General features: G+C 68.7%; 14 protein-coding genes. 5 read left to right on the top strand and 9 right to left on the bottom strand.

Annotated features, from left to right (window positions below; all coding sequences use genetic code 11):
• The first annotated feature begins 170 nt into the window (after positions 1-170).
• Both ACSGC5_RS06700 and ACSGC5_RS06695 read left to right on the top strand, forming a co-directional pair.
• Positions 171-638: a hypothetical protein gene (locus tag ACSGC5_RS06700; RefSeq protein WP_434969865.1), complete on the top strand. Its 468-nt coding sequence runs from the start codon at positions 171-173 to the stop codon at positions 636-638.
• Positions 635-1171, top strand: coding sequence for a hypothetical protein (locus tag ACSGC5_RS06695; RefSeq protein WP_434969864.1), 537 nt, complete (start codon positions 635-637; stop codon positions 1169-1171). The genes ACSGC5_RS06700 and ACSGC5_RS06695 overlap by 4 nt, the downstream gene beginning before the upstream one ends.
• Here the strand turns inward: ACSGC5_RS06695 and ACSGC5_RS06690 are convergent.
• Positions 1152-3887 (bottom strand): LuxR C-terminal-related transcriptional regulator, encoded by a 2736-nt coding sequence (locus ACSGC5_RS06690; RefSeq protein ID WP_434969863.1) that lies wholly within the window; start codon positions 3885-3887, stop codon positions 1152-1154. The two genes, ACSGC5_RS06695 and ACSGC5_RS06690, sit on opposite strands and share 20 nt — an antisense overlap.
• A gap of 64 nt (positions 3888-3951) precedes the next feature.
• Between ACSGC5_RS06690 and ACSGC5_RS06685 the strand changes: the two genes are divergently transcribed.
• Positions 3952-5478 carry an SGNH/GDSL hydrolase family protein gene (locus ACSGC5_RS06685; RefSeq protein WP_434969862.1) on the top strand — a complete coding sequence of 509 codons (1527 nt, stop codon included), beginning with the start codon at positions 3952-3954 and terminating at the stop codon, positions 5476-5478.
• Between the two features lie 65 nt (positions 5479-5543).
• Here the strand turns inward: ACSGC5_RS06685 and ACSGC5_RS06680 are convergent, their stop codons facing one another.
• Positions 5544-5888: a hypothetical protein gene (locus ACSGC5_RS06680; protein ID WP_434969861.1), complete on the bottom strand. Its 345-nt coding sequence runs from the start codon at positions 5886-5888 to the stop codon at positions 5544-5546.
• Positions 5889-5916: 28 nt separating this feature from the next.
• On the opposite strand from ACSGC5_RS06680, the gene ACSGC5_RS06675 reads away from it, so the two are divergent.
• Positions 5917-7071, top strand: coding sequence for an SLC13 family permease (locus ACSGC5_RS06675; protein ID WP_434969860.1), 1155 nt, complete (start codon positions 5917-5919; stop codon positions 7069-7071).
• Between the two features lie 71 nt (positions 7072-7142).
• On the opposite strand, the gene ACSGC5_RS06670 is transcribed toward ACSGC5_RS06675, so the two are convergent.
• Positions 7143-7850, bottom strand: coding sequence for an NUDIX hydrolase (locus ACSGC5_RS06670; RefSeq protein ID WP_434969901.1), 708 nt, complete (start codon positions 7848-7850; stop codon positions 7143-7145).
• Positions 7851-8019: 169 nt separating this feature from the next.
• Here ACSGC5_RS06670 and ACSGC5_RS06665 point away from each other — a divergent pair, with 169 nt between their 5' ends.
• Positions 8020-8571, top strand: a complete 552-nt coding sequence (locus ACSGC5_RS06665) for a hypothetical protein (protein ID WP_434969859.1) — start codon at positions 8020-8022, stop codon at positions 8569-8571.
• Here ACSGC5_RS06665 and ACSGC5_RS06660 read toward each other — a convergent pair.
• The 6 genes from ACSGC5_RS06660 to ACSGC5_RS06635 form a co-directional block, all read right to left on the bottom strand.
• Positions 8565-10802 carry a TIM-barrel domain-containing protein gene (locus ACSGC5_RS06660; RefSeq protein ID WP_434969858.1) on the bottom strand — a complete coding sequence of 746 codons (2238 nt, stop codon included), beginning with the start codon at positions 10800-10802 and terminating at the stop codon, positions 8565-8567. The genes ACSGC5_RS06665 and ACSGC5_RS06660 overlap by 7 nt on opposite strands.
• The gene (locus tag ACSGC5_RS06655) at positions 10799-11974 is read right to left on the bottom strand and encodes a glycoside hydrolase family 15 protein (RefSeq protein ID WP_434969857.1); all 1176 of its coding nucleotides are present in this window, start codon (positions 11972-11974) and stop codon (positions 10799-10801) included. Before ACSGC5_RS06655 ends, ACSGC5_RS06660 begins: the two co-directional genes overlap by 4 nt.
• Before the next feature lie 96 nt (positions 11975-12070).
• Positions 12071-13318: an ABC transporter substrate-binding protein gene (locus ACSGC5_RS06650; RefSeq protein ID WP_434969856.1), complete on the bottom strand. Its 1248-nt coding sequence runs from the start codon at positions 13316-13318 to the stop codon at positions 12071-12073.
• A 50-nt stretch (positions 13319-13368) separates the two neighbouring features.
• Positions 13369-14184, bottom strand: a complete 816-nt coding sequence (locus ACSGC5_RS06645; RefSeq protein ID WP_434969855.1) for a carbohydrate ABC transporter permease — start codon at positions 14182-14184, stop codon at positions 13369-13371.
• Positions 14177-15148 (bottom strand): carbohydrate ABC transporter permease, encoded by a 972-nt coding sequence (locus ACSGC5_RS06640; protein ID WP_434969854.1) that lies wholly within the window; start codon positions 15146-15148, stop codon positions 14177-14179. The genes ACSGC5_RS06645 and ACSGC5_RS06640 overlap by 8 nt, the downstream gene beginning before the upstream one ends.
• Entirely contained in the window at positions 15145-16353 is a 1209-nt protein-coding gene (locus ACSGC5_RS06635; protein WP_434969853.1) for an ROK family protein, read from the bottom strand. Before ACSGC5_RS06635 ends, ACSGC5_RS06640 begins: the two co-directional genes overlap by 4 nt.
• Positions 16354-16369 lie beyond the last annotated feature (16 nt).

Genomic DNA, 16369 nt, shown 5'->3' with positions numbered 1-16369 from the left:
ACCTGGGTTCATCCTAAGGATCCAGGGTGAACGGCGAGGGTGAAGGCGAGGGTGAGCGGGCCACATCCGGTCGCGGGGCCGGGAGCCGGTAGGTAGTCGTTACTCATTGCCGCGGCTCAGCCACCGCGCGAACATGTCAACGTCCTCTGTCCCCTCCCCTGGAGACCCCCATGCCCCGCACCCGCGCTGCCCTTCTCGTTCCCACTCTCGGACTTGCATCCGTTCTGCTCTTGAGCGGCTGCATGCCATCGGTCAGCGACATCGTCGAGGACGCCACCGGTGTCTCCGTCGATGAGACCGGGGCCACCATCGAGACAGACGAGGGCACCGTCGAGGTCTCGACCAACGCGGAGGTCCCGGCGGACTTCCCGGCCGAGCTGCCCCAGCCCGACGGCCAGCTCGTGGGTGTCATCACGACTCCCGGATCCTGGAATCTCACGTACGAAGGGGTGGAGGCGGACGCTGTCGATCAGATGATCGCCACCATCGCCGGTTCGGGGTATGAGCTGGTCACCGACGGCACAACCGCCGACGGGCGCATGGCCTCCTACCAGAACGACCAGTGGGTCGTCACCGTGATCTGGGATGGCGCCGAGGGCGGGAGCAAGGCTCTGATCTACGGGGTGACGACGCGATGATGCTGCACCGTCGCCCGCGTTCCGTATTCGCCGCGCTCGCCCTCGTCCCGGCCCTGCTACTGGTCGGGTGCGCGGCTTCGGATGCCGACCCCCTCTCCACCCCGACCGACGTCGCGCTCGATGTGGCGGCGGATGATTCGACGGATGCCGAGGCCTCGACGGCTCCCGCGGCGGAAGCGGCCTCCACTGAGGGCGAGCTCATCCCGGTTCCCGACGGCATGCCCGATGTCCCCCTCTACGGCTGCGAAGAAGAAGTCGACGCCTCGGTGAGCGAGACCGAGTTCGACACGCAGTGGGTGTGGGAGTTCGTGTGCCGCACGCCCGACCCGTTCTGGCGCACGGTCGACGGGATCGCCGCCAGCGCCGGATGGACGAACACGGTCGACCAGCGCAGCGGGAACGAAGACTTCCTCACCGAGAACGTGCACTACATCGCCGATATCGGTGGCGTCGCGGGAGACGTCGATCTCAGGGCATTCGGTTCCGCGGACGACCTGGAGGTGACGTACACCGTCACCCTCGCGAAGCCGTAGCGGAGTCCTTCAGAGCCGGATCGAGCGTAGCCGGAAGCAGTCCGGTCTCGATGAGCGCGGCGCGAAGCTCGTCTCGCGACGAGACGCCGAGCTTTCGGTAGACCGACTGCAGGTGGTTGTCGATCGTGCGCGATGACACCCCGAACCGCTCCGCGATCTCCCGGCTTCGCGCGCGCCCCGCAGCCGCGATCGCGACCTCGCGCTCTCGCGGCGAAACCAGCGGGACCTCCCGCACCTGCAGGAGTGGGGCGTCCACGCCGTCTGCGGCCATCATGGCGACGCGGTCCAGCCGATGGCGGGTTTCGGCATCCGACCGCATCCGCCGGGCGATCGCCACCGCATCCAGCGCGGTCGGCGCCATGCCGCCCGCCACGAGGGCCGCAGCAGCAGCCGGCACACGGGCCGGCATCCGGTCCCGCAGCGCCACGGCGACATCGCGCAGGGCCGTGTAGAGACGCAGCGAGGCGGGGACCTGTTCGCAGATCGCCTCGAGTATCGACGCGGCCCGGTCGACCCGGTCGATCCGGATGCAGACTCCCAACGAGATCGCCGCGACCAGATGGAATCCCACGGCGACCGCCTGCTCGGCAGCATCCTCGATCAGCGCCGCCGCGCGTACCGCGTCACCGTTCGCGTACGAGAGCCACGCCTCGCATTCCGCGACCATCATGAGGGCCTTGGGCTCTGCGCGCTGCGCCGGGTCCATCGCATCCAGGAGCGCTCGTGCACCGGCGAGGTCACCCGACTTCGCCGTGAGGTCGGCACGGATGGCAAGAGCCAGCGGCATGATCGCGAACGGGTCACGCCACCGCAGCTGGTCGACGGCGAGAGCGCACAGCCGCCGGGCCTCGGTGAGCCGGCCGTTGTAGCTGCGGTGCTCGGCGACGGTGCTCGTCCAGATGCCCGCGCCCTCGCCTGCCGTCGCCCGGCGGGCCTCCGCGAACTCGACGGCCCGCTCATGCTCGCCACGGGAGAGGAGATCGAAGTAGGTTTCGAACCCGATCATCGCCGCCGCGAACGGGTCGAGGACGCCGTATTTCGCCTGCGCCTCGGCAAGCAGCGACGCCGCCTCGACGGCGGATGCCGTGCGGCCGTTCATCGACTCGGTCATGATCGACGCCACCGCGCCGCGCACGAGCATCTCCGGCGACTCCTCGCCGCCCTCGCCATCGCTCGTGTGATCGTGGCTCCGCTCCCCCATCTGCCCGACCAGCCCGCGCCACAGGCGCAACTCCGGATCCAGCGCGGCCCCGACGCTCGGGGGTGCGACAGCCTGGAGTTCCTCGGCAGCTCGGATCGCTGCCGCGACATCGAACCGGCGGAACGCGAGATGCTCGCCGCGGCGACTGGCCAGCAGCGCACGATCGCTCCAGCTCACAGCCTCAGCCGAGACGTCGGTCGAGCTCGCGCTCGCACCCGCCGCCGGCTCGTCGGCGTTGGGTGCTGATTCGGCGGCCGCGAGGGCGGCGTCGAACGCGGCGTCGGCCGCCTCGAGTTCACCCACACTCGACTTCGCGCAGGCGAGCACCAGATGAGCGCGGAACAGCTGGGCATTCCCCGACGCCACGCGCGCCGCGTGCAGCGCGAGCGCGGCGGCATGCTCGAAGTCGGCCGAGCGGAAGGCGTGATCGGCCGCCCACACAAGGTCGGCGGCATCCGGGTCGTCCTCCCCCGCCGAGTGCAGCACGATCGCCTTGAACCGGCTGGTGGGATCGCCAAGAGCCGCCAGATGCCGGATGGCATGCTCACGGGCCCCGGCTGTGTCGTCGCCGATCGTCTCCAGCGCTTCCGAGAGCAGCGGGTGGGCAACACGCACCGCTCGTGATCCGGCCTCCCGCACGAGCACACCGCGAGCGATGAGCGCATCGAACACCCGCCTGGGCCAGGGCACACTCCGGTCGTGCGAATCGAGGCCGTCAAGATCGAGCGGTTGGGTCACCGACACGAACCGCAGCGCCCCACGCTCATCAGCGTCCAGGGAAGCGACAGCGGCACCGATGGTCTGCAGCAGATCGGGAGGTGTCTGCCCATCGTCGATCTCGACCACGCCGTCCGTGATCCGCACGGCACCGTCGCGGTCGGCGGTCTCGACAAGCATCCGCAGGTACAGGGGGTTGCCTTCGGTCCGACCGGCGAGCCGCATTGCATCCGCGCGGCGCCCGGCGGCTCCGAAGCGGTGGCGCAGCAACTCCTGGATGTCGTCGACCGCAAGTCCGCCGACCTGACGCTCCTGGGCGAACCCTTCGAGCAGGAGCTTGGCAAGCGGGCCCGGAAGCGCCTCGCCGAGGCGAGCTGTTGCGATCATCGGCACACCGAATCCGCGCACGAGCTGATACACGACCGCAGCCGACACCTCGTCCAGACGCGGCGCGTCGTCCACGACAAGCAGATGGTCACCGGGATGGCGTCCGATGCGGGAGACGACAGCGGGAACGGCCTGTGCGGGGTCGACCGGGAGCTCCAGCGCCGTCAGCACCGGCGAAAACGCGGCCAAGGGCACCGCGCCCAGTTCGGCCAGCGCGATGACCGACACGACGCGGCGGTCCGGCATCCGTTCGGCCACGAGCGTCGCAAGGGCCGTCTTCCCGATGCCCGGTGGCCCGATGAGGATCTGGGCCCGAACGGGGAGCTCACTGAGCCGTCCGACGAGCATGTCGATCTCCGGCTCTCGCCCGACGAGGGGCCATACGCTCTCCCGCGTCGGCGCAGCTTTCACGAGAATCTATAGTGGCACCGCTCCGGCGATGCGGGCGCGGCACCCGGACCACTAGTGTGATGCCGTGCGAAAGCTGATGGCGGCTGTTGCTGCGACGACCGGACTGCTCGTCCTTCTGCTCACAGGGGCGCCGGCCCTCGGAGCCAGCGGAGACACCGATGCGCTCGACGGACTGGACTACGTGTCGCTCGGCGACTCCTACCAGGCCGGGTATGGACTCACTCCGTTCAGCAATACGAGCCCGTTCGCGGGCGACCCCAACGGCTGCTACCAGGCCGATGGCAACTATCCGCACCTGCTTGCGGCGTCGTTCGGTCTCACGATCAATGACCAGACCTGTTCGGGCGCGATCACCGCCAACATCGGCTACGGATCGGCGACGGTCCCCGCGACCGACCCGAACGTCATCCTGCCGACGCTTCCGGATGTCTCGACACTGCAGGTCACGCTCTCGGGCATGACGGCACCGCAGCTGCAGTCGGCGGGCCTGAGCGCAGACACCGACATCGTCACGGTCGGCATCGGCGGCAACGACCTCGGCTTCTCGTCGATCGCCACGGCCTGCATGCGCCTCACCGTCGACAGCGATCCCGCCTACCTCGAGTACAAGGTCGGGTCGTTCGACAACTGCAAGGACTACTTCGACGACGAAGCCACCTATCCGTCGGCGTACCTGAAGGGGCGTATCACCGACTCCGTGGCGCCGCGCCTCGCGCAGACGTTCGCCGAGATCCGGGCCGCCGCTCCGAACGCGCAGGTCTTCGTCGTGGGATACCCGCAGGTTGCGCCCAACAACGCAACGGATGCCTGCTTCACCGCGCCGACGACGCCGAACGCGGTGCCCTACAACGGCATCGATCTGCAGTTCCTGCACGACATCGAGCAGCAGCTCGACGACACCATCCAGTCCGCCGCGCTCGCGGCGAACTTCACGTTCATCCCCACGTGGGACCAGACAGCCGGCAACACCCTGTGCACGCCCGACCCCTGGATCAACGGCATCACGCTCTACATCAACACGCAGCAGGACTGCGACCCGGGCTACCTTCCCGCCGACTCCGAGAAGTGGATCTGCGTCAAGCTCGGTGCGCTGCACCCGAACGAGGGCGGCGTGCTCGAGGTCGCGAACATCGTGCAGCAGGCCATCGCCGAGTGGGCGCAGACCCGAGGGGTCACCGCGAGTGTCGGCGAGGTCGTGCAGGGCGGGCAGGTGACACTCTCGGGCGGCGGTTTCGGACCGAACGAGACGGTGCAGATCGAGCTGCACTCGACGCCCGTCCTGCTCTCGTCGGTGCCGGCCAGCGCGTCAGGGACGTTCTCGACGACCCTGACGATCCCGACGGATGCCGCGCCCGGCCCGCACTCGCTGGTCGCACGGGGCCTCAGCTCCAAGCGGACGTTCTCCACCCCCGTCACCGTCACCGCGGCCAGCCCCGCGAGCGAAGGCGGAGCATCCGTCCTGGCCGAAGGCGGCATGGACTCGACCACCCTGAGCCTTGTCGGTCTCGGGGCGCTGCTGGGCACGGCGCTGGTCGCGGGTGGGGCAACGCTCGCGCTGCGGCACGGCCGCGTCGCCCGTGTGAAGCGCTGACGCCAGCGCGTCACCGGAACCCGGTGCGGCACCGCATCGCGGCACCGCCACGCCTCAGCCTGCCGTCAGCGGACCTGTCGGGCGAGCAGGATCGCGATGGCCGCGCACAGGGCCGTGCTCACGGCGACGAGGACCGCCCCGAGCGGCCCGATGCCGTCGAGCACGATGAACACGAGGTTCAGGACAAGACTGATCGTGCCCGCCGCGGCCGGCACCCAGGGACGTCTGGCGAGAGGAACCACCAGCACAGCGAGCGCGGCGACCAGAACGACGACGTTGCCCGAAATGCGCAACGGCTCGACCTGATCGATCGCGACGTGCAGCACGACGTCGAACACGGTCAACAGGGCGAGGACTGTCGCCAGCACCAGGACGACACGGGAGCGAGAGAGCACGACTGAGTCTCTCATCACTGCTCCCGATGGCGCCCGCGAGAGGATGGATGCCGTGAAACTGGCGATCATCGGCCTCGCGCTGCTGCTGGCCGCAGCCAGCGCCATCGCCACCGGAGTGGCGCGCCCCGACGATGCGATCATCGTGGCCGAGCGGGTGTGGCCGATCCTCCTCTTCGTCGTGTCGGTGACGATCGTCGCCGAACTTGCTGCAGCCGCCGGCGTGTTCGACGCCGCAGCGCACCGACTCTCACGTGTGGGACGCGGGCGCACCGCAGCGCTCTGGGCCGCCGTGGTGATCCTCGCCGTCGCGGCAACCGCTTTCCTCTCGCTGGACACCACCGCTGTGCTGCTCACCCCGGTCATCGTCGCGGTGGTCAGGGCGCGACGCCTCGACCCGCTGCCTTTCGTGTTCGCGACCGTCTGGTTGGCCAACACCGCCTCGCTCGTGCTGCCGGTCTCGAACCTCACGAACCTGCTCGCCGCCGACCTGCTGCACCTGGACCCGTGGGAGTTCCTCGCGCTCCTCGGGCCGTCCGCGGTGATCGCGATCGCGGCGACCGTCGGCGTGCTCGTCGTGTTCTTCCAGCGCAGTCTGCACGGCACCTACCCCGATGTGACTCCCCCTGCCGCGGCCGACCCTCAGCTGCTGCGCATCGCAGCGATCGTCGTCATCGTTCTGCTTCCGCTGCTCGTGTCGGGACTCGCGCCATGGATCCCCGCATCCGCAGCCGCCCTCGTGCTCCTCGGCGTGTTCGGATGGCGGCATCCGCGCGCACTGCGGTGGCGTCTTGTGCCGTTCTCGCTCGTCGTCTTCGCGGCAGGGCTGTTCTTCGCCGTCGGAATCCTCGAGACACTCGGTTCGGGCGCTCTCATCGGGGCCATCGCGGGCACCGGGACGGATCTGCTGTCGCTGTGGCGCCTGACCGGGACAGGGTTGATCTCGGCGAACCTCATCAACAATCTGCCCGCGTATCTGCTCATCGAACCGGTCGCCGGGTCACCCGAGCGGCTCGGTGCGCTGCTGATCGGCGTCAATGCGGGCTCTCTCATCACGCCGTGGGCCTCGCTCGCGACCCTCTTGTGGCATCGCCGGTTGCGAGTCGAGGGCGTCGACGTGGGATGGACCCGGTTTGTTCTCATGGGGCTGGTGGGCGCACCCCTGATCGCGCTCACCGCCGTCATCCCCCTGGCACGCTGACCTGCGGACGGCGCACGGCAGGGCTCACCGTTCGCCCGAGCGCGACGCGAGCGCCACCCGCATCCGCGCGGTCACGGCAGGAGGTTCGGGATCGGAAACTCCCGCATCCGGTCCCACGGCTCCGTCCACCCCAAGCGATCGAAGAGGCCATCAAGCAGCATCGCGGTGAACCCCCACACGAGGTGCTCGCCTGTCTCGTGGCGCACCAGGAATGCGGGAGCACGGTGGGCCCGCTCGCCCCGGTCGATGACGGTGCTTCCCCGATTCGAGGGATCCAGCAGGTCCGCGACGGGCGCCCGAAAGACGGCGGCCGATTCCCCGACATCGACCGCGCGCACCGGCGACGGCCTCCGCCACCAGCTCAGAACCGGCGTCACGCGATGAGACGAGTACGGAAGGGGCACTTCGCTGAGTGTGCCCAGCACGTCCACCCCCGCCGGATCCAGGCCCGTCTCCTCCTGCGCCTCACGCAGCGCGGCGGTGACCGGACCGGTATCCCCGGGCTCGAGTCGACCACCCGGGAATGCCACTTGTCCCGCATGCGAGCGCAGCGTCGCCGCGCGGGCCAGAAGCAGGACGTCCAAGTCTCGCGAGACCTCAGCCGCGCTCGGCCGATGGACGCTCGGTGCGGCATCCAGCATCCCGAACAGGATCAACACGGCCGCCGGCCTCGCCTCCGGATCCGTGGGGAAGCCCAGGATCGCGGAGAGGCTGTCATCGGGGCCGACGGGTGAACCGCTCTCGACGAGCTCCAGCAGTTGTCGGCGCGCGCGGTGCATGCGCGGGTCCGCGTTCTCGCTCCCCCGCGCCGCGTGGGGACCGCTCGTTCGCACCGCAGCATCGCGGGGCCCGACGTCGCCAGTCATCCCCCCAGGGTACGGCCGACGCGCCCCGACCCCGCCGACGGATGGTAAGTTTCCGGCCACGGGACGGTACGGGGAGGTGCTGATGCCCGGACGGCGAGCGGCACCGGCCGCCTCGATGATCCTGGCCGCGATGGCGATCATTGCCGCGCTCGCCGGAGTCGTGACCGCCGGCTCGCTGTGGTCGACCTACCAGGCTGCCGAGTCGACGGCGGCGCAGACGCGGGTCGTCCTGGACGACGCCCTCGCCGACGCGCGTGGACGAGCGGATGCCGTCATCTCCGCTCAGGAAGACACCGAGCGGCTGCGGGAGTTCGCCGTCGGTCAGGCGAACTGTCTTCGGGTGAACCCCTGGTCGCCGCTGTGCAACAACTGGAACGCGCAGTCCGCGCTCGCGACCGCCGAGGCATCGCTGGCCGGCCTCGAAAGCGAGATGGACGTCGCCTTCGAGCGGGTCACCGGCGCGAGGGGCCCGTACGAGGCAGCACGCGCCGGTGCGGATGCCGCATACACGTCCTTCCTGGGTGCATGGGTCGCCGCATCTGTCGTGGTCACGGCTCTGCTCGGCGCCGCCATCCGTTCAACCGTCCGGGGTGGACGCGCGCCCTCGTCCGATCCTTCCGGCGCCGGTCACTGAACGCCACGGAACAGCTCACGCAGCGCGGAAGCGGCCTCGGAGCGGGCGAAGACCGGGATACGGTCGATCGGCGTCGCCACCGACACCTGGCCTCCTCCGGCATGCCGCTCGCCCGTCCAGACATCGACCCACTCGCCCTCGGGCAGGTACACCGGCCAGGTCGACGCGTCCGGCGCGAGAACCGGCGCCACCAGGAGGTCAGGACCCAGCATCCACTGCACACCCGCTGACCACACCCGCTCGTCGTCCGGCCAGTCGAAGAACAGCGGACGCATGAGCGGGCGGTCCGTCGCGATCGTCTCGCGCGCGGATGCCGCCAGATAGGGAACCAGCGCCTCCCGCAGCTTCACGAAGCGCCGCGTGATCGGAATCACCCGCGCGTCGCCGGTGCGCTCGGCGATGTTCCAGGGGGTCCGGTCCCGAGAGGGACGACGGTGATGGTTGAACTCCGAGTGGTACTGCATGATGGGCACGAACGCGGAGGCGCTCATCGCACGGACGTAGAGTTCCGCGTCGGGCACGTCCCCGGAGAAACCGGCGATGTCCCAGCCCCAGTACACGATGCCGCACGCCGCGGCTGACAGCCCCGCGTTCATCGACCAGCGGAATGCCTGCCACGTGCTGTTCTCGTCGCCGGCCCAGAAGGCACCGTGGGGCTGCGATCCTGCGAAACCTGCGCGGCTGAACGTCACCGGCGCCTTGCCCGCCGAGAGCAACAGGTCGCCGTATGCGGCGGCGTACGCCGCCGGGTACGTGTTGTTCTTCTCGTCGCCGCGACGACCGTCGAGGTAGACCAGTTCGCTCCCCCATGCGTGCTCGCCACCGTCGGTCTTGAATCCGTCGATGCCGACATCCTCGACCAGATACCGGCGCTTGTCCGTCCACCACCGCGCAGCGCGATCGTCGGTCAGATCCGGCATGAGACCGAGCGGGAACCACCACCCCCGATTGCGGTAGGGCCGCAGACCGCCGCGTGAGTCGGGCTCTCGGATGAGCACTCCCTCGGTGATGGCGGCGCGGGCGTCCGCGGCTGCCTGCCCCACCGGGTGGGGACGCATCTTGATGAGCGGGATCTGCCAGAGGTGCACGGTGATTCCCCGGCGATGCAACTCATCGGTCATCGCCTTCGGGTCCGGCCAGGCGCCCTCCGCCGGGAAGGAGAAGTCGGAGAGCCGATGAGGCGACCCGTCGTCGTTGACCTCGTACTGCGCGTCGCGGAACGCGGTGAAGGTGGATTCATCGCTCCACGCTTCGATGACGACCGATCCGACGGGAATGTCGTGTTCGCGGTGCAGGTCCATCTGTCGCATCACCTCGGCCTGCGTGTTCCACTCGTTTCCGCTCGCCCAGAGCCGGAACACCCAGGAGGGCAGCTCGGCGGCGCGACCGACACCGTCGAGGAATCCCCCGAGGACGTCCACGGGAGATCCGGTGAACAGGCGCAGGGGCACGATGCCCTCCGGTCCCGTCTCGGCTTCCACAAGAACGCGATCCCGAACACTCTCCCCCGTGTCGAACCACACGCGGCGGGATGTATCGACGTGGAATCCCCAGCCTGCCCCACCCACAACGTGCGCGAACGGCATCGGCATATAGGTCTTGCGCTCGGCGCCTTGCGACTTGTACTGCTCGAAGACCATCGAGTCCAGGCGGATGCGGGTCTGCTCGAGCGCGTCATACCGCTCACCGAAGCCGACGACGTGCTCCTGCTCCGACAACGGCAGCGCGAAGCGGACCCGCCACGCCCGGCGTCCGTCGTGCAGCACCTCGACGCTTCCCTCGATCACAGTCGAGCGTCCGGACACGTCGACCGCAGCCGGTTGCGGTTGCCACTGCGCAGCGCGGAAGGAGAACCAGCGGGTCCGCTCGGAGCGGCCGTCCTGGCGCGATGCGATGAACCGATACCGGTACGTTCCGCTGCCGCGCAGCACCGGCGTCTCCACCTGCCACCCGCCGGCGGAGCGCGACAGCCGCGCGGCCGCGGACGCAAGGTGGCCACCGTCTTCCACGCGGCCGCGCGAGGCGCGCAAGGCGCGCTCCAGCGGCAGCTCGACGGTCTCGACAGTGCCGTCGTCACCGCGCCATTCGAGCGAGCAGCGCACCGCGACAGCGGCGGCATCCGTTCTCACACCGAGCGCGGCGGTGGCACCCACGAGCGGGACGACAGGCGACCGCTGCTCGGTGTCGACAGCGTAGGGGTGCCCCGACCCGTGTGGACGGTGACGGATCATCGCGCACCTCCCTGTCCCGGCGCGGTCGCGGCGTATGCCGCTACCGTCAGCGCGGCCGGGTCGATGGCGCCGAGCTCGACGCCCAGGCGAAGAAACATCGCGTGGCTCCACAGCAGCGGAGTGGCCACCGGACCCCACTTGTCGATCCACTCTTGGCGCATGCCGGGCGCGATCAGATGCTCTCCGACCTGCTCGGGCATGTCTCCGGTGTCTGTCGCGGTCGCGGCAGACCACGCGAACAGTTCCTCTGCGCGGTCGCGGTCACCCGCGGCGAGATGCGCGAGGCCGAGGAAACAACTCAGCAGCGGCCATTGCCCGCCACCGAAGAAGGTGTCACCGAGGTAGCGATGCACTCCCCCGGTCACGGCGAGATGGGACTCGAGGACCTCGATCGTGCGGCGCCCCACGGCCGACCGGGCATCGATCACCCCCAGCGGCGCGAGCGCTGCCGCAAGGCTGCCGTCGACGGCGGTCGAGCCCACCCATTTCACCAGGTGCCCGTCCGCCACGCCCCGCTCCGTGATGAACTCCGCGATGGCGCGGGCGGCATCGTCAGCGGCGGCGCGGCGCTCTCCCGAGATCAGGCCCGCGACGGATGCTGCCCGAAGGCCGGCTTCCACGCACGCAAGCGTGGAGATGTGCACGTGTTGCGAGTGTTCTTCCCACCAGTCGTAGCAGGGCCGCTGCCACGACGCGACGAGATAGTCGACGGTGATACCGACCGCATCGACGAACCGATCAGCGGGGAGCCCGTGTCGCTCGAGGTGGGCGGCGAGCGCCCAGATCCAGGTGCCGTAGCCGTCGAGTTGGAAGTCCCACCATTCGTCGACGCCGTCCTCCCCGGCGAATGTGAACCGCGCCGGAAGCATGTCGGACGCCGCGACGGGACGACCCGCCGCGGCCTCGGCGACGATCCGCATGATCGTGTCGCGCCGGCGGGCGATGGTGTTCGCGCACCACTGGAAGAAGGCGGTTGCCGAGTCCGGAGCACCGGCGATCGACGCTGCGTCTGCGATGAACGCGCCGTCGCGCAACCAGCTGTATCCCACGTAGGCCGAGAACGTGGGGCTGGCGGGGTAGGCGCCCTCCGGTGTCTGCAGTCCCGTGATGAGGCGGATGCTGTGTTCAGCAAGAGCGGAGTACGAGTCGAGGCGGCGGGGCGTGTGGGCCACGGGGTCCTTCTGTCTGTGTCGGTGTGGGGGCGTGCGCGCTGACCGTGGTGCCGCGCCTTCGTGTGCGAGGAGGCGCGGCACCACGGTTGGGTGCGGCTACTCGAGCAGGCCGGTCACCTGCTCGGCGAGTGCCGGGATTGCCGTGTCGGCAGTCGCTCGCCCGGCGGCGATCTCACCGAGCGCATTGGTGACGTCGTCCTGGATCTCGGTCGCGTTGGGGCCCAGCTGCGGAGCGACGGCGATGTTCTCGAGCGCCTCGAACACTGCGGCGCGGTTCTCCGGCGGCGTCAGCTCGAGGTACGGCGTGAGAAGGGCGTCATCGCTGATCGCGGGAAGCTCCCACCCGCTGCTCAGTCGCACATCGACCATCGTCTGCGACGAGGTGAGGAACTCCGCCCACTTCTGAGCAGCCTCCTTGTGCTCCGAGTTCGCGGACACGACAGCGGCGTTGGAGAACACCGCGCTGGCCTTCTGGACATCACCGGGCTCGACCGCGATGTCCCACTCGAACGGAAGGTCACCGACGAGACTGATCATCCAGATCCCGGTGTGCCACATCGCGAGCTTTCCGTCCTTGAACAGGTTCGAATCGAAGTCCGGCGTGCCCGCGCCGTCCTCCGCGGTCGGCATGACCGTGCCGGACTTGCCGGCGAGCCAGTTCGCGGCACGCAGGCCGGCCTCGGAATCGAACGCAGCCTCGGTGTTGTCGGCGTTGAGGAACTCACCACCGGCCTGCTGAACCGTCTTGTAGTACTCGTAGTAGCTGATGGGCTGATAGTCGCCCCACACCCCCGCGGCAGTGTCGGTGAGCGCTTCGGCGGCGGCCAGCTCGTCGTCCCAGGTCCAGTCGGATGTCGGGTACTCGACGCCGGCGGCGTCGAAGAGGTCCTTGTTGTAGAACAGGACGACGTCTGAGAACGACGTCGGAAGACCGTACTGAGCGCCGTCGACGGCGTACGTCTCGAGCACGGAGGTGCGGTACGCCGAGGCATCCACATCGGTCAGCTCGGCCAACGCTCCACTGGCCTGAATGTTCGGGAAGCTCCCGGCGTCGACGTCGAAGACATCAGCTTCGGTGCCGGCAGCCAGATCAGTCTGCAGCTGCGTGAAGTAGTCCGAGTACGGCGCGGTCGTGACCTCGACGGTGATGTCGGGGTTCTCCGCCTCGAACGCGTCGACGATCGTCTGAAGGTTCTCTTCGTTCCCTCCGTTGGAGATGAAGTTCGAGTACGTGATGGTGACGGGACCACTGTCGGTTCCGCCGTCCTCGGATGCCGAGCATCCTGCCAGCGCGAGTGCGCCGACTGCGGCAATCGCCGTCGCCGCAACGAGTGTCTTCTTCATGTGATCGGGATCTCCTTCGATTCGGATGGGTGGTGAGGGGTTCGGGTGGCCTATTTCAGGCCGGTCCCGGCAACGCCCTGAACGATGTATTTCTGGGCGAAGACGTAGAGGGCGAACATCGGGATGATGCTGATGACCGAGCCGGCCATCAGCACGTCCCATTGGGTGGAGTACTGACCCTGGAGGCTGGACAGGGCGACCGGCAGGGTCTGCAGCATGGGGTCGCGCAGGATGATGAGGGGCCACAGGAAGCTGTTCCAGGTGTTCAGGAAGGCGAACACGGCGAGCGTCGCGAGGGCCGGTCGAACGAGCGGCAGCATGATCTGGAAGAAGATCCGGAAGTGGCCCGCGCCGTCGAGCGTTGCCGCCTGGTCGAGGTCGTACGGCACCGTGCTCATCGCTTGGCGCAGCAGAAACACCCCGAAGGCCGACGCGATCGTTGGGAGGATCGCACCGAGGTACGTGTTGATCAGCCCGAGGGTCCGCATCTCCGCGAACAGCGGCACGATGAGCACCTGGAACGGGATCATCATGGTCGCCAGATACAGCAGGAAGACCAGGTTGCGTCCGGGGAACGGCATCCGCGCGAACACGTACGCCGCCATCGAGCTCGTCACCAGCTGCAGGAGGGTGCTCACGACCGCGATGATGATCGAGTTCACGATCACGCGGGCGAACGGGACCGTGCTGAACAACTGGACGTAGGGCTCGAGCGACGGGTTCTCGGGGATGAGCTGAGGCGTCACCGTGAGGCTCGCGCCCGGGGTGATCGAAGTCACGACAGTCCACAGGAACGGGAAGAGCATGATCAGCCCGCCCGCGATGAGCAGCACATACAGGGATGCGGTGCGCAGCGTCTTAGTCATAGTTCACCCACTTCCGCTGGCCGTAGAACTGGACGAGGGTGACCACGAGGATGACCGCGAACAGCAGCCACGAGAGCGCCGAAGCCATGCCTGCCTGGCCGTATCGGAACGTCAGGTCGTAGACCTCGAGCACCACGACCTGCGTCGCATCGTTCGGACCGCCGGCGGTCATGACGTAGACCTGGTCGAAGACTTGGAAGCCATTGATCAACGAGAGCACGATGACGAAGAACGTCGACGGTGAGAGCATCGGCATCGTGACGTGCACGAGTCGCTGCCACCAGCCGGCGCCGTCCAGCTCGGCGGCCTCGTAGAGATCCGCATTGATCGATTGCAGACCGGCCAGCAGGATCACCATGACGAACCCGAGATCCTTCCACGCGGACGCCAGGATGATCGAGGGCATCGCCCACGCGGGATCTGCCCACCACCCGGGCCCGTCGATGCCGAACCACGCCAGGACGGTGTTGACGACGCCCGTGCTCGGGTTCAGCAGCCACCGCCACACGAGAGCCACCACGACCCAGCTGGTGATGACCGGGAGGAAGTACACGCCGCGCAGCAGCGAGCGACCCTTCAGTTTCGCGTTCAGGGCGAGAGCCAGCGCGAGCCCGCCGACATAGACCAGCGGCAGGTAGCCGACGATGTAGTACAGCGTGTGCAGGAACGCCGCACCGGTCGCGGGGTCGGTGAGCAGGTCGGCGTAGTTGTCGAGTCCGACCCACTCCATGGGACCGATGAGGTTCCACGAGTGAAGGCTCGTCCATCCGGCCGAGATCATCGGCCCGAAGACGAACGCCAGCAGCGGGACGAGACTGGGGAGCAGGAAGACCAGCACCGTGAGGGTGTACTTCGCGCGTTTCCCCCGCGGCCGGGTCCGGCGTCCTGCCCCGGGAACGCCCCCGCGCGCGGCCAGGGCGTCACCGGCATCCGGGGATGCCGAGCGCAGCGGGACTGTGGTCACGAACCCACCTCGAGCGACGCGACGAAACGTTCGCGGACGAGCCGGCCCTGTTCCCCGGAGACGCCGTCCGCATCGAAGGGTGTCGCGAGCACGAGGGCTGCAGCACCCTGAGCCCACCGATCATCGAGCCAGCGCTCGACGGCGACGGGCGTGCCGCGCTTGCCGGGCACGAGGGCGCCGCGCAGCGCCTTCTCGAACGAGTCCGACCAGTGGTGCCAGGCCTCCACGCCTTCGCCCGAGAGCACGACGATGTCGGGGTCGAAGAGGTTCACCGCACCGGCCAGCGCGCGACCGAACGTGTGTCCGGCGTGCGCGAAGATCTCGCGAGCATCCGTGTTGCCCGCGTCTGCGAGAGCACGCAACTCGTCGATGCCCTCGTGCGTACCGAGGAGGCGGATCGAGCGCGCATCGTTGATGAGTGCGCCCTGGCCGACGATCGCCTCGAGGCAGCCGCGGTTCCCGCACTGGCACAGTGGGCCGTCCTCACGGACGGGGACGTGACCCAGATCTCCTGCGCCACCGGCCCGGCCGCGGACGATGGCGCCGTCCGCGATGATTCCGGCTCCCACGCCGTTTCCGACCGTGACCACGAGCACGTTGTCCGAGCCGCGCCCCTGGCCGAACAGATGCTCGGCCACGCACAACGCGTTGACGTTGTTCTCCACGACGACCGGCAGCTGGAGGCCACGTCGCAGCAGGTCGCCCAGCGGTACCTGGTGCCAGCCGAGCTGCGTCGAGTCGACGACCCCGACTCCCTGTTCGGCGACGGTTCCCGGCAGCCCCACGCCGATGCCCAGGATCTGCGTGTCCCTGCCGCCGGCGATGAACGCCCGAATCAGGTCGATGAGGGCGGATGTCGCCACCGGCGAGACGGCATCGAACTCCGCTGTCTCGGAACGGACGACCACCCCGTCGATCCCGACCTGCACGATCACGACATGGTCGGGCGCCACCTTCACCCCGAGCGCCGTCAAACCTCGCGAGACGAGGCCGAGGCGACGAGCGGGACGCCCCCCGCTGCGTGCGGCTTCGAGCTCTTCGATGAGCCCGTCGACGAGCAAGTCCCGCGTGAGCTGCGTGACGAGGGCCGGCGAGACATCCAGAGCGCGAGCGAGTTCGGCCCGCGATGCAGGTCCCTGACCGCCGAGGTGAGCCAGGATCGCCGTCCGGTTCACATCCGCGAGAAGCCGGTTTCCCTTTGCCACTTCACTCCCTCGTTCC

The organism is Microbacterium sp. bgisy207 (assembly GCF_965345035.1).
In the GTDB taxonomy this organism is placed as follows: domain Bacteria; phylum Actinomycetota; class Actinomycetes; order Actinomycetales; family Microbacteriaceae; genus Microbacterium.
This window is presented reverse-complemented; position numbering and strand designations above follow the sequence as displayed.

Bases quoted from the DNA above. Each gene is read 5' to 3' on its own strand.
- ACSGC5_RS06700 (WP_434969865.1), top strand. From the start codon at position 171: ATGCCCCGCACCCGCGCTGCCCTTCTCGTTCCCACTCTCGGACTTGCA.
- ACSGC5_RS06695 (WP_434969864.1), top strand. From the start codon at position 635: ATGATGCTGCACCGTCGCCCGCGTTCCGTATTCGCCGCGCTCGCCCTC.
- ACSGC5_RS06680 (WP_434969861.1), bottom strand. From the start codon at position 5,888: ATGAGAGACTCAGTCGTGCTCTCTCGCTCCCGTGTCGTCCTGGTGCTG.
- ACSGC5_RS06675 (WP_434969860.1), top strand. From the start codon at position 5,917: ATGGATGCCGTGAAACTGGCGATCATCGGCCTCGCGCTGCTGCTGGCC.
- ACSGC5_RS06670 (WP_434969901.1), bottom strand. From the start codon at position 7,850: ATGCACCGCGCGCGCCGACAACTGCTGGAGCTCGTCGAGAGCGGTTCA.
- ACSGC5_RS06665 (WP_434969859.1), top strand. From the start codon at position 8,020: ATGCCCGGACGGCGAGCGGCACCGGCCGCCTCGATGATCCTGGCCGCG.
- ACSGC5_RS06660 (WP_434969858.1), bottom strand. From the start codon at position 10,802: ATGATCCGTCACCGTCCACACGGGTCGGGGCACCCCTACGCTGTCGAC.
- ACSGC5_RS06650 (WP_434969856.1), bottom strand. From the start codon at position 13,318: ATGAAGAAGACACTCGTTGCGGCGACGGCGATTGCCGCAGTCGGCGCA.
- ACSGC5_RS06645 (WP_434969855.1), bottom strand. From the start codon at position 14,184: ATGACTAAGACGCTGCGCACCGCATCCCTGTATGTGCTGCTCATCGCG.